The 12,205-nt window shown below is 72.0% G+C and carries 11 protein-coding genes; 6 read left to right on the top strand and 5 right to left on the bottom strand.

What is annotated here, in order from left to right; all coding sequences use genetic code 11:
- The first annotated feature begins 24 nt into the window (after positions 1 to 24).
- Entirely contained in the window at positions 25 to 1,311 is a 1,287-nt protein-coding gene (locus LXN57_RS35880; protein ID WP_251802760.1) for a metallophosphoesterase, read from the top strand.
- 63 nt (positions 1,312 to 1,374) lie between these two features.
- Positions 1,375 to 4,512 carry a UvrD-helicase domain-containing protein gene (locus LXN57_RS35875; protein ID WP_251802667.1) on the top strand — a complete coding sequence of 1,046 codons (3,138 nt, stop codon included), beginning with the start codon at positions 1,375 to 1,377 and terminating at the stop codon, positions 4,510 to 4,512.
- Here LXN57_RS35875 and LXN57_RS35870 read toward each other — a convergent pair.
- Positions 4,499 to 5,188, bottom strand: a complete 690-nt coding sequence (locus tag LXN57_RS35870) for a prepilin peptidase (protein ID WP_251802666.1) — start codon at positions 5,186 to 5,188, stop codon at positions 4,499 to 4,501. The two genes, LXN57_RS35875 and LXN57_RS35870, sit on opposite strands and share 14 nt — an antisense overlap.
- Before the next feature lie 134 nt (positions 5,189 to 5,322).
- On the opposite strand from LXN57_RS35870, the gene LXN57_RS35865 reads away from it, so the two are divergent.
- The 4 genes from LXN57_RS35865 to LXN57_RS35850 all read left to right on the top strand — a co-directional run bounded on the left by LXN57_RS35865 (position 5,323) and on the right by LXN57_RS35850 (position 9,313).
- Positions 5,323 to 5,982, top strand: a complete 660-nt coding sequence (locus tag LXN57_RS35865; protein WP_251802665.1) for an LppU/SCO3897 family protein — start codon at positions 5,323 to 5,325, stop codon at positions 5,980 to 5,982.
- A 121-nt stretch (positions 5,983 to 6,103) separates the two neighbouring features.
- Positions 6,104 to 7,315, top strand: a complete 1,212-nt coding sequence (locus LXN57_RS35860) for an ATP-binding protein (RefSeq protein ID WP_251802664.1) — start codon at positions 6,104 to 6,106, stop codon at positions 7,313 to 7,315.
- 28 nt (positions 7,316 to 7,343) lie between these two features.
- Complete coding sequence (locus LXN57_RS35855; protein ID WP_251802663.1) at positions 7,344 to 7,907, top strand: DoxX family protein; 564 nt, start codon at positions 7,344 to 7,346, stop codon at positions 7,905 to 7,907.
- Positions 7,908 to 8,125: 218 nt separating this feature from the next.
- Positions 8,126 to 9,313, top strand: a complete 1,188-nt coding sequence (locus LXN57_RS35850) for a glycosyltransferase 87 family protein (protein ID WP_251802662.1) — start codon at positions 8,126 to 8,128, stop codon at positions 9,311 to 9,313.
- Here the strand turns inward: LXN57_RS35850 and LXN57_RS35845 are convergent.
- From LXN57_RS35845 to moaC, 4 genes are read right to left on the bottom strand one after another with little or no spacing between them, the layout of a single operon-like run.
- Positions 9,300 to 9,716, bottom strand: a complete 417-nt coding sequence (locus LXN57_RS35845; RefSeq protein WP_251802661.1) for a molybdenum cofactor biosynthesis protein MoaE — start codon at positions 9,714 to 9,716, stop codon at positions 9,300 to 9,302. The two genes, LXN57_RS35850 and LXN57_RS35845, sit on opposite strands and share 14 nt — an antisense overlap.
- Before the next feature lie 31 nt (positions 9,717 to 9,747).
- On the bottom strand, positions 9,748 to 10,983 hold the full coding sequence (locus LXN57_RS35840; RefSeq protein WP_251802660.1) for a molybdopterin molybdotransferase MoeA: 1,236 nt from the start codon (positions 10,981 to 10,983) through the stop codon (positions 9,748 to 9,750).
- Positions 10,984 to 10,992: 9 nt separating this feature from the next.
- Complete coding sequence (locus LXN57_RS35835) at positions 10,993 to 11,481, bottom strand: MogA/MoaB family molybdenum cofactor biosynthesis protein (protein ID WP_251802759.1); 489 nt, start codon at positions 11,479 to 11,481, stop codon at positions 10,993 to 10,995.
- A 2-nt stretch (positions 11,482 to 11,483) separates the two neighbouring features.
- A complete protein-coding gene (gene moaC, locus LXN57_RS35830) occupies positions 11,484 to 11,975 on the bottom strand; it encodes a cyclic pyranopterin monophosphate synthase MoaC (RefSeq protein ID WP_251802659.1) in 492 nt (163 codons plus the stop codon).
- Positions 11,976 to 12,205 lie beyond the last annotated feature (230 nt).

Below are 12,205 nucleotides of genomic sequence, written 5' to 3'. Positions count from 1 at the left end.
GAGGACAAGTGGCTGGGGGAGGACATCTTGGTGGTATTCGTCGGGCTGATCTTTGTGGTCATCGGCCTGATTCACTTCTACCTGTGGAAGCGGCTCGTCAAAGATCCGCTGCCCGGTAAGCGCGCCCGCCGGATCGGGGCGGTGGTCTTCGTCGGACTGGCCGTGCTGGCGCCCGCGACGTTGATCGGCGTGCGGTCGGGGGCCCTTCCGTGGCTGGCCTGGCCCGGCTACCTGTGGATCGCGGTCATGTTCTACCTCCTGGTCACGCTGGCCGTGCTCGAGATTCCCCGGCTCGCGCTGACACTGGCGTGGCGCTCGCGACGGCGTCCGGAAATGGAAGCCGCGACCGTCAGCACGGCGCCCAGCGCAGGCCAGGGTGAGTCGGTGCTGACGGCCGAGAAGCCACCGACCGGCGGTGACGGCGACAAGCCGCTGACCGGCGAGAAGCCCGGCCGGGGCGAGACCCCGGGCAGCAACGACAAGCCGGGCATCGACCGGCGGCTCGTGCTGGCCCGTGGCGCAGCGATCTTCGCGGGCCTCACCGCGGTCGGCGTCACCGGCTACGGCGTGCGGACGGCGCTGGGCGGTCCTCGGGTCGACCGCATCCAGGTGCCGCTGGCCAAGCTTCCCCGGGCCATGGACGGCACCCGGCTGGCCGTCGTCTCCGACATCCACCTCGGGCCGTTGACCGGCATGAATCACGCCCGCCGGATCGTCGACGTGATCAATTCGGTGCAGGCGGACATCGTGTGCGTCGTCGGTGACCTTGTAGACGGCAGCGTGGCGGAACTGGGGCGGTTCGCGGCGCCGCTGGCCGACATCCAGTCGCGGCAGGGGGCGTACTTCGTGACCGGGAACCATGAGTACTACTCCGGCTTCCAGGAGTGGGTCGACGAGGTCGCGCGCCTCGACGTGCGCCCGCTGCGCAACGAACGCCTCGAAATCGGCGGCCTCGACCTGGCCGGCGTCAACGACCTGGGCGGCGCCGAGTCGGGCGACCCGCCCAATTTTGTCCAGGCGCTCGGCGACCGCGACCAGTCCCGGCCGGTGGTGCTCATGGCCCACCAGCCGATCGCCGCCCGCGACGCGGCCCCGTTCGGGGTTGATCTTCAAGTTTCCGGCCATACGCACGGCGGCCAGATGGCACCCTTCAACCTGCTGGTCAAGCTCGAGCAACCGGTCGTCTCCGGGCTCGGGAAGGTCGACGGTGTGCCGGTCTATGTCACGAATGGCGCCGGTTTCTGGGGACCGCCGGTCCGGGTCGGCGCGCCGCCGCAGGTGAGTGTGATCGAGCTGCGCTCCCCCGGATAGGCATCAAGATCCGTAAGTCCGTCAAGCGTGGCGATTCGTGCGAGTGGTGGAGGGCGTGACAGGATGCAGCGCGTGCCCTCGGACCACGCAGGTTCTGCCGCGGACACGTACGTCGCGGACCTCCACATTCATTCGCGCTTCTCGCGTGCTTGCAGCCGTGATCTGACCCTGCCCAACCTGGCCTGGTGGGCCCGCCGCAAGGGCATCGCCCTGCTGGGCACCGGCGACTTCACCCACCCGGCCTGGTTCGACCACCTGCGCGAGAACCTGATCGATCGGGGCGCCGGCCTCTTCGGCTACGCCGAGGAGGCCGAGGTCACCAAGCGCCTGCCGGGCTCGCTGCAGACGAGCCCGGCGGCGGCGTTCATGCTCAGCGTCGAGATCTCGACTATCTACAAGCGTGACGATCGCACTCGCAAGGTGCACCACCTGATCTACATGCCCGACTTCGGAGCGGCGGCCCGGTTCAACACCGCTCTGGGCCGGATCGGCAACCTGACCGCCGACGGGCGCCCGATCCTCGGTCTCGACTCCCGCGACCTGCTCGAGATCACCCTGGAGTCGGGCGGTTACCTCGTGCCGGCCCACATCTGGACGCCGTGGTTCTCGGCGCTGGGCTCGAAGTCGGGCTTCGACGCGATCGCCGACTGCTACGCCGACCTGGCCGAGCACGTCACCGCGGTCGAGACCGGTCTTTCCTCCGACCCTCAGATGAACTGGCGGGTCTCCAGCCTCGACCGCTACCGCCTGGTGTCGAACTCGGACGCCCACTCGCCGGCCGCGCTGGCCCGGGAGGCGACGCTCTTCACCGGCACGCCCGATTACGCCGCCGTTCGCGTCGGGTCCGGCCTGGCCGGCACGCTCGAGTTCTTCCCCGAGGAGGGCAAGTATCACGCCGACGGGCACCGGGCCTGCGGCGTGAACTGGGAGCCGGAGCGCACCCGCGAGCACGGCGGCCGCTGCCCCGAGTGCGGCAAGCCGCTCACCGTGGGCGTGCTGAGCCGGATCGAGGATCTGGCCGACCGGCCCGAGGGTTTCCACCGCGACGACCACGTCGAGCATCTGATCCAGCTGCACGAGATCCTGGGCGAGATCAACGGCGTCGGCCCCAAATCGAAGACGGTCGAGGCCCAGCTCAACCACCTGGTGGCGACGCTCGGCTCGGAACTCGACATTCTGCGCAAGGTGCCGGTCGACGCGATCGGTCAGGCCGGCGGCGACGAGCTGCGTGAGGGCATCACCCGCCTGCGGCGCGGCGACGTGCGCCGGGTGCCGGGCTACGACGGCGAGTACGGCGTGATCACCCTCTTCGACCAGGGCGAGCTGCGGAACCGGGCCAGCGCGCCGCAGGTCGAGACGCTCTTCGACGTGCCCCAGCAGCGGAAACCGGAGCCGGCCGCCAAGCCGAAGCCGGTCAAGTCCGTCAAGCCGCCGAAAGCGCCCGAAAAAGCGCCGCCGATCACCCCGCCGGCCAGCCCGCACGAGCCGTTCGAGCCGATGCTGGCCGGCATGGAAGAGGTCGGCACCGGGCTGCTCGACCGACTCGACGCGATGCAGCGGGTGGCGGCGTCCGCCCCGGGCGGGCCGTTGCTGATCGTGGCCGGTCCCGGCACGGGGAAGACCCGTACGCTGACCCACCGCATCGCCTATCTCTGTGCCGAGCTGGGCGTCTTCCCGGAGCGCTGCCTGGCCATCACGTTCACCCGCCGGGCCGCCGGCGAGTTGCGCGAGCGGCTCGACGCGCTGCTCGGCGACGTGGGCGAGGACATCACGGTCGGCACGTTCCACTCGGTCGGCCTGACGATCCTCAAGGAGAACGCGCGGGCCGCCGGTCTCGGCGCGCACTGGCGGATCGCCGACGAGGGCGAACGGGCGGAGGCCCGGGAGCAGGCGGGCGACGACGACCACGCGTACGCGAAGCTGCTGCGCCAGCAGGATCTGGTCGACCTCGACGAGCTGATCACCATGCCGGTCGCCCTGTTGCGCGACGAGCCGGCCCTGGTCGAGAAGTACCGCCGCCGCTGGCAGTGGATCTTCGTGGACGAGTACCAGGACGTCGACGAGACTCAGTACGAGCTGTTGCGCCTGCTCAGCCCGGCCAACGGCAACCTCTGCGCGATCGGCGACCCCGACCAGGCGATCTATTCGTTCCGCGGCGCCGACGTGAAGTACTTCCTGCGGTTCAACGAGGACTTCGTGGACGCGCGGCTGGTGCGACTGACCCGCAACTACCGTTCGTCGGCGCCGATCCTGGCCGCGGCGGTCCAGGCGATCGCCCCGTCGACGCTGGTCAGCGGCCGCCGGCTCGACCCCGCGCGGCTCGACCCGGAGGCGCCGCTGGTCGGCCGCTACCCGGCGGCCAGCGTCGCCGACGAGGCCGACTTCGTCGTGCGCACCATCGACGACCTGGTCGGCGGCCTCTCCCACCGGTCGCTCGACTCGGGCCGGGTCGACTCCCGCTCGGTCGCGGCCGGCAACCTGTCCTTCTCGGACGTCGCCGTGCTCTACCGCACCGACTCGCAGTCCGGCCCGATCGTCGAGGCGCTTTCCCGGGCCGGCGTGCCGGTGCAGAAGCGCTCGCACAACCGGCTGCGCGACCGGCCCGGCGTGCAGCACATCGCCCGCGAGCTGCAGCACGCCGGCGGGCCGGCCGGATCGCTCGTGGCCCGGCTCAAGCTCACCGCGCAGGTGCTGGCCCAGCGTTTCGCCGCGCCCACCCTGGACGGCGAGCAGGTCGCCCCCGAGGACATCTGGACCGCGGCCGACCTGCTGCGCCCGCTGGCCCAGCGGGTCGGCGAAGATCTGCCCCGCTTCCTGCAGGAGATCGCCACCGGCGCCGAGGTCGACGCGCTCGATCCGCGGGCCGAGGCGGTCAACCTGCTCACCCTGCACGCGGCCAAGGGTCTCGAGTTCCCGATCGTGTTCCTGGTCGGTTGCGAAGACAGCCTGCTGCCGCTGCGCTGGCCGGGCAGTCCCGCCTCGGACGACGACATCGCCGAGGAGCGCCGGCTGTTCTTCGTGGGCCTGACCCGCGCCCAGGACAGGCTGTACGTCACCCACGCGGCCCGCCGGTTCCGGCACGGCAGCGAGCGGGAACAGAGCCCGAGCCCGTTCCTCGACGTGATCGATTCCGGATTGTTCGAGCGGCTCGGTGACACGGTGCCCTCCCGGCCGAAGGATCGCCAGCTCAGGCTGTTGTGACGGCGATCAGGGCCCCGGCCAGCAGCGCCGGTCCGAAGGGGATCGGCCGGCGGCGGCGGGCGAGCAGCATCGCCAGGGCGACCGGTCCGTTGATCAGGTGAGGCACGACCAGGCCGACGACGACGGATGGCCAGCCGGTGAAACCGAGGATCGTCGCGAGCACGGCCGCCAGCTTCACGTCACCCAGGCCGAGGCCGTGCCCGGGCAGAAGAGCGATCACCAGGTACGCGGTGAGGATCAACCCGCCGGCCACGAGCGCAGAACCGAGACGCTCCGGCCGCAAGAGGGCGAGCGGCGTTACGGCGATGACCGCCAGAGCCCCGACCAGCTTGTCCGGAAGGCGCAGGCAGCGCAGGTCGATCAGGGCCAGCAACAGTCCCGGCACGATCGCCGACAGGTGCACCGGCAGCAGCCAGGACGGCCCGAGGGTGGCGGCCAGCAGCGTGCTCGCCGCCGCGCCGGTCAGCACCGTCATCGCGTACGGGCGGGAACACCGACAAAACGCACCCACCCGGACCCACCCGGCCGGCCCGGTCGCGAAGCGCCGGCCGCAGCGGGCGCACGCGAGTCGGGGCGGCTCTCCGAAGGAGACAGCGAGCCGATGCGCGACGCGGGGGAGGAACGCGGCCGCGGAACCGCCGAAGACGGCCGCGAGAACAACCAGGGGTACGGACACGGATCGGCACCGTAGTAGCCGGACGATCGGTTTGCTGGTCGTGTTGCCGACACCGGCGGCGATTCCGTCCGGGTTTGTGTCGGCACCGCACGCTACGGTGGCACCAGCGTTATCCGCTTCCGGAGGAAATCCTCATGTCCCAGAACGGCCCGTACTCCGGCCCACCGTGGTCGCACGGGAGCTCCGACGAGCCGTATGCGGAGCCGGCCGACCCCTGGAGTGATCACGGCGCTCCCGTCTCGGGCCAGCCCTCCTGGGGTGGTCATCCGCCGTCGATCCCGCAGCAACCGGTGAATTACCACTCCGCTCCGATGGGCCCGGTGGTCAACGAGTCCTCCTGGGACAGGCAGCCGCCGCCACCCCCGCCGAAGCGCAACACTCCGATCATCGCCCTGGTGGTGACGCTCGGCCTGCTCATCGTGGTCGGGCTGGGCGCGACGGCGTGGCTGCTCAACGAGCGCAACAACAACGGCAACGAGGCTTCCCCGAGCGCGTCGGCCACCACGCCGGTCGCCGGCCCGGCCCCGCAGGGCAGCGAGGACGCCCGCTTCTATGTGAAGAAGGGCGACTGCGTGGTCAACGAGGGCACCGACGGGGAGCCCAACATGCGCGCCACCGCCTGCACGAGCGGCACCTACGAGGTGCTCGACCGGATCAAGGGCAAGACCACGGGTGAGAAGGACGCCGAGCGCAAGTGCTCGAAGGTCACCGGTTACACGAAGTGGTTCTTCTACGACAGCTCGCTCGACGACCTCGACTTCGTGCTCTGCCTCAAGGAGCACCGGGCATCCTAGCCCGCTCTAGCGGTGTCTAGCGTCAAGGCTAGAAAGCGGTAGACCATCCTCGACGGCCACTCGCGAGGTCTTGCTAGCGCACTCTAGCCATTTCGCTAGACAACCCGATACGGTGCAATGCGTGGATCCGGTGAGGAACCCGTACGCCCCCGGCGCCGGCCAGCGCCCACCCGAACTGGCCGGTCGTGACCGCGAGCTCGACGCGTTCGACGTCGTGCTCGAACGCATCGCCCGCGGCCGCCCCGAACGCAGCCTGGTGCTCACCGGCCTGCGCGGCGTCGGCAAGACCGTGCTGCTCAACACGCTGCGCTCGGCCGCGATCGGCCGCCTGTGGGGCACTGGCAAGATCGAGGCCCGTCCCGACCAGTCGCTGCGCCGCCCCGTCTCGGCCGCGCTGCACATGGCGATCCGCGAGCTCGCGCCCCACCACCGCGACCCCGACCGGGTCGACGACGTGCTCGCCGTGCTCAAGGCGTTCGCGCTGCGGGCCAACGACAGCTCGGCCAAGCTGCGCGACCGCTGGGCGCCGGGCATCGACGTGCCACCGGCCCGGGGCCGGGCCGACTCCGGCGACATCGAGATCGACCTGGTCGAGCTGTTCACCGACGCGGCCTCGCTCGCCACCGACGTCGGCACGGGCATCGCCCTGTTCATCGACGAGATGCAGGATCTGGGCCCGGCCGACGTCTCCGCCCTCTGCGCCGCCTGTCACGAGCTGTCCCAGCTGGGCGCGCCGCTGATCGTGGTCGGCGCCGGGCTGCCGCACCTGCCGGCCGTGCTGTCGGCGGCCAAGTCGTATTCGGAGCGCCTCTTCCGCTACCAGCGCATCGACCGGCTCGACCGGGTCGCGGCCGACCTCGCGCTCTGCGCCCCGGCCGCGCGGGAAGAGGTGGAGTACGAGGCGAAGGCGCTCGACCTGCTCTATGAGAAGTCCGGCGGTTATCCGTACTTCGTCCAGGCGTACGGCAAAGCCACCTGGGACCACGCGCCGCAGTCCCCGGTGACCGACGCCGACGTCCGCGTGGCCGCTCCCGAGGCCGAGGCCGAACTGGCCGTGGGCTTCTTCGGCTCCCGGTTCGAGCGGGCCACCCCGGCCGAGCGCGAGTACATGCGGGCCATGGCCGTGCTCTCGGGCGAGGGCGACGCCGGCAACGACATGGATGCGGCCGTCCCCACCGCCGACATCGCCACCGCCCTGGGCCGCCGGCCGGCCAGCCTCTCGCCCGCCCGCGACGCGTTGATCAAGAAGGGCCTCATCTACTCGGGGGAACGCGGCACGGTCGCCTTCACGGTGCCGCATTTCGGCCGTTACCTGCGAACGCAGCCGGTGTGATCCGCGCCGGGCGGGTATAACCCTAGGCATGAAGCCCGTACGCACTGCCGCCCGCGCGATGCTCGCGTCGATCTTCGTCGTCCAAGGCGTCCGGTCCCTGCTGAAGCCCGAGGCCTTCGAGGAGTCCGCCGCCCGGGTCAGCGAGCCGCTCAAGCCGCTGCTCGAGAAGGTCGACCCCCGCATACCAACCGACACCCGCACGCTGGTGCGCATCCAGGGCGCGAGCGACGTGCTCGCCGGGTTGGCCCTGGCCACCGGCCACTTCACCCGGCCCGCCGCCCTCGTCCTCGCGGCGAACCTGGTGCCGGCCACGATCGCCGAGCACCCGTTCTGGGACCGCTCGCGTCCCGACTCCAAGGAACAGCAGGGCCAGTTCCTCAAGAACTTGGGCCTGCTCGGTGGTCTGCTGCTGGCCGCGGTCGACACCGAGGGGCGGCCGGGTCTGGGCTACCGCGCGAGCCACGCGGTCGACCGTTCCCAGCACTCGATCAAGCGCTCCCAGCGGTCGGTCAAGCGAGCCGTGCGGACGGCCCGGCGCGAGGCCAAGATCGCCGCCATGAGCGCGGCGACCGCGCGCAGATTGCCCGGCTAACAACCTCCTCGCGGTCTTTGCGTTAAAGCGGACGAGGGGCCTCGCCACACGCCGCCTGCGCCTAGGCTCGCTTCGCTCGGCTGCGGCCCGGCCCCGCCATGACGCCGCTCTCCGGCTTCGTGGCTGGCATGGCTCCGCCGTGCCCGGAGGACGAGAGCGACGGGGGTCGCGCCATGCCGGCGTGGGGGCAGTACGTACGGAATTACAGGTCCGCTGCGGTGGGGCTCGGGTGCCTGGCGGCGCTCTGGGCGGTCGGCTGGTTCCTTCAGGCGTACGGAGGTCAGGCGGTCGCGGCTGGGCCGTCCGAGCTACCCCCGGTCGCCGCCGCCCTACTGACCCCGCTGTCCGCTCTGCCGCTCGCCACTGCGGCCTGGCTGCTCGCCCTGGCCGGTCTCACCGCCCTCGTACTGGCCGCTTTCGCCCTGGCCGGCCCGGTGGCCCGCCGCTACGGGCGCCGACGAGGCCCGGCCGCGCTCGTGGCGGCCGCACTGGCCCTGCTGGCCGAGCCCGTCCGCGCGTCGATCGGCCTGGGCCACCTCGACGTGGTGGTCTTCGGCCTGATCGTCGCCGACGTGGTGGCGCTGCGGCGCGCGGCCTGGGCCCGGCGGCGGGCTGCCTGGTGGCCCGGCCCGGCTGCCTCCCGTCCGCCGCGCGGCCGCTTCGACGGGCTGCGGCGCTGCTGGTCGACCGGGACCTGGGGCGGCGCCGGCATCGGCCTCGCGACTGCCCTGGCCGGCGGTCCGGCCGTGTTCATCCTCTACCTGCTCGTCATCCGGCGGTGGCGGCCGGCGATGATCGCTATCGGGACGGCGACGACGCTCACGCTCGGCGGTCTGCTGGTCGAACCGGGCGGGCTGCTCCAGCCGATCGACCACGCCGGGGCGATCGGCGACCCGGCCAACCAGTCGCTCGCCGGCCTGCTCGCCCGCCTCTACGAATCGGCCAGCACTCCGGTGCTGGTCTGGCTCTCGTTCGCCGCGCTGCTGCTCGCGGTCGGTCTCATCCGGGCCCGGGCGGCGCACGCCGACGGGGACGAGATCGCGGCGTTCACCCTGGTCGGGCTGACCGGGGCGGCGATCGCCCCGGTGACCACGAGCCACGAGCTGGTCTGGCTGCTGCCGGCGGTGCTGATCCTGCTCGACGCGGCGGCTCGGATCCGGGTCGGGCAACGGCCCCGGCCGCAACGCTTCACCGGGTCCGGCTACGCCGCGGGGGCATTCATCGCCTACCTGCTCGTGCTGCTGCCTGCGGGATGGACGGCCGGCTGGAACGCGTACGCCTTCACCGTGATCGTCCTGATGAACGCGCTGCCGTGGCGGCCCGCGGTCGTGCCGGCCCGCCTGCCCGTGCGCCGTCCGGCCGTGCCGGCCCGGGTGCCGGCGATCCCTGGGCCTAGGGGCAGTTGACCCATTCCTCGGTGCCGTCCGCGAACACCTGCCGCTTCCAGATCGGCAGCCGCGCCTTGGCCTCGTCGACCAGCCGGGCACAGGCCGCGAACGCCGCCGCCCGGTGGGCCGTGCTGACCGAGGCGACCAGGGCGACGTCTCCGATCGCCAGCGTGCCCACCCGGTGCGAGACGGCCACGGCGTAGACGTCGGGGTCAGCGGCGATCTCAGCGGCGACCTCGCGCAGCACGGCGGCGGCGCTCGGATGGCCCTCGTACTCGAGCAGGGTCACGCCGCGGCCGTCGTCGTGGTCGCGGACCACGCCCTGGAACGACACGACGGCCCCGGCCCGCGGGTCGGCCACCGCCTTCTCATGGGCGGCCAGGTCGAGCGGGGTGTCGAGAACCTCGGCGATGGCGATCACGGGCGCTCCCCGGTGACGAATGCAGTGCCGATCACGGGCGCTCCCCGGTGACGAGTGGGAGGGGCAGGAACGGGACGAGGTCGCCGGGCGCGGCTTCGGTACCCGGGCGGACGACGACGAAGCCGTGCGCGTTCGACAGGCCACGCAGCATCGCCGAGCCGACGTGGCCGACCGGGGTGGCCGACCGTCCATCGTGGCCGAGCCGGGCCAGCGCGAGGTGTGTGTCGCCACCGCGCCCGCGCACCTTGGCCGCCACCTCGACCGTCGGCAGGGCCGGGGCCGGGCGGCCGTGCAGACCGGCCAGCAGCGGAGCGACCAGCGTGATCAGCGCGATGACGGCGGACTGCGGGTTGCCGGGCAGTCCGGCCAGGAAACGTGGCCGACCGTCGGGGCCGGGCACCCGGGCCAGCAGCATCGGGAAACCGGGCCGGACCGCCACGGTGTTGACGATGTATTCGGCGCCGAGTTCGGCGAGGGCGGGATGCAGGTGGTCGACCGGTCCGTGCATCGTGCCGCCGGTGGTGCAGACCAGATCGGCTCCCGTCAGAGCATCGCGAACCGCTGCGAGGTGGGCCTCGAGAGTGTCCTGCACCGGGCCGGCGACCGCCGCCGGTTCGACGGTCGCGCCGTAGCGCCGCAGCCAGCCGGGCACCTGCGGGCCGAGCGAGTCGCGCACCCGGCCGGCGCCCGGGGTGCCGCCGGTGAGCAGTTCGTCGCCGAAGACCAGCAACCCCGCCCGCGGCCGGCGGTAGACGTTGAGCGACTCGTAGCCGCAGGTGGCGGCGACGCCGATCACCGCCGGGTCGATCGCCGCGCCGGCCGGCAGCAGCTGTTCGCCCTTGCTCGCCTCTTCGCCCGGCAGCCGCCACTCGGGGACGGGGCCGACGCGCGGCTCGCCGCTCACCCGGCCGTCACCGTCGCGAGTGGACGCCTCGATCCGGACCAGAGCCTCGGCCCCGGCCGGGACCATGGCGCCGGTGGCGATCTCGACGCAGGTGCCGTCCTCGGTCAGCGGCGCCGCCACGCCGCCGGCCAGCACCCGGCCGACCGGCCGCCACGGCTGCGGACCGCGCACGGCCCAGCCGTCGATGCTCGAGGTGGGGAACGCCGGCAGGTCGGTGAGGGCGCGCAGCGGCTCGGCCAGCGTGCGGCCGTCGGCGTCGGGCAGCGCGACCGGTTCGGCCGGGCCGGCCGCCGCGCGCCCCGCCGCGTACGCCAGCTCGCGGGCCTTTTCCCAGTCGACCGAGGTGGTGCCGTCGCCGCTCACCGGTCGAGCCTATCCAGCCGCGCCCGGCGAAGGGTGATCGCCGCCGTGGATCTGGTCGACGGTGTGTCTGAGCAACGGCCCGAGGACGGCGAGGCCGTCCTTGGCCCCGCCGGTCGAACCGGGCAGATTGACGATCAAGGTGCGCCCGGCGACGCCGGCCAGCCCTCGGGAAAGGGCCGCCGCGGGCACCTTGTCGCGGCTGTGGGCCCGGATCGCCTCGGCGATGCCGGGGATCTCGAAGTCGAGCAGGCCGCGGGTCGCCTCGGGGGTGCGGTCGGTCGGAGTGACGCCGGTGCCGCCGCTGGTCAGCACGACGTCGACGCCGTCGGCCAGGGCCAGGCGCAACGCGTCGGCCACCGGCTCGCCGTCCGGCACGACCACCGGCTCGCCCACCGTGCAGCCCAGCTCGCGCAGGCCGGCGACCAGGCGCGGGCCGCTCGTGTCGGCATAGACCCCGGCGGCGGCCCGGTTACTGGCCACGATCACGCGTGCGGACATCGTCACGGCCGGTCCTCCGGGCGTACCCAGTCGCCGGTCTTCCCGCCCTCTTTGCGCAGCACCCGCACCGACTCGATGCTGGCCGCCGGGTCGACTGCCTTGATCATGTCGATCATCGTCAGCCCGGCCGTGGCCACCGCGGTGAGCGCCTCCATCTCGACGCCCGTCCGGTCGGCGGTCTTGGTGGTGGCGATGATCTCGATCGTGCCGGCCGTCAGCTCCAGATCGACAACGACGCCGTGCAACCCGATCGGATGACACAACGGAATCAGATCGGGCGTCCGCTTCGCGCCCATGATCCCCGCGAGCCGGGCCACGGCGAGCGCATCACCTTTCGGGAGTCCGTCACCGCGCAATAGGGCGATCACGTCGGGAGTGGTCACCACTCGCCCGGCGGCGATGGCACGGCGGACGCTGATCGCCTTGGCGGAGACGTCGACCATGCGCGCGGCGCCGGCCTCGTCCACGTGAGTCAGCAGGGATTCGTCGGGCATACCGGGAGTTTATAGAAACAACTCCCGGGATACGCGATCGCGCAATAGTGGCCCTCCCCTCACGATTCGTTTCCGCCAAATGTTGGCGATCTATGCGCAGGTCAGCGACCATATGGCGGGGCTGGGAAACGGGGAACCTTCACACGACCATTGACAATCCGGAGCGTCAGGCAAACGGCACGCTCCGCGATATGGACACTGCACCCAAAACGTCGACTCAAGTAGCTAAG

This window comes from Paractinoplanes hotanensis (assembly GCF_023717965.1).
GTDB classification, from domain to species: Bacteria; Actinomycetota; Actinomycetes; order Mycobacteriales; family Micromonosporaceae; genus Actinoplanes; species Actinoplanes polyasparticus.
This window is presented reverse-complemented; position numbering and strand designations above follow the sequence as displayed.

Coding starts and splice junctions, on each gene's coding strand:
- LXN57_RS35875 (WP_251802667.1), top strand. CDS start 1,375: ATGCAGCGCGTGCCCTCGGACCACGCAGGTTCTGCCGCGGACACGTAC.
- LXN57_RS35835 (WP_251802759.1), bottom strand. CDS start 11,481: ATGTCCGCACGCGTGATCGTGGCCAGTAACCGGGCCGCCGCCGGGGTC.
- LXN57_RS35865 (WP_251802665.1), top strand. CDS start 5,323: ATGTCCCAGAACGGCCCGTACTCCGGCCCACCGTGGTCGCACGGGAGC.
- LXN57_RS35855 (WP_251802663.1), top strand. CDS start 7,344: ATGAAGCCCGTACGCACTGCCGCCCGCGCGATGCTCGCGTCGATCTTC.
- moaC (WP_251802659.1), bottom strand. CDS start 11,975: ATGCCCGACGAATCCCTGCTGACTCACGTGGACGAGGCCGGCGCCGCG.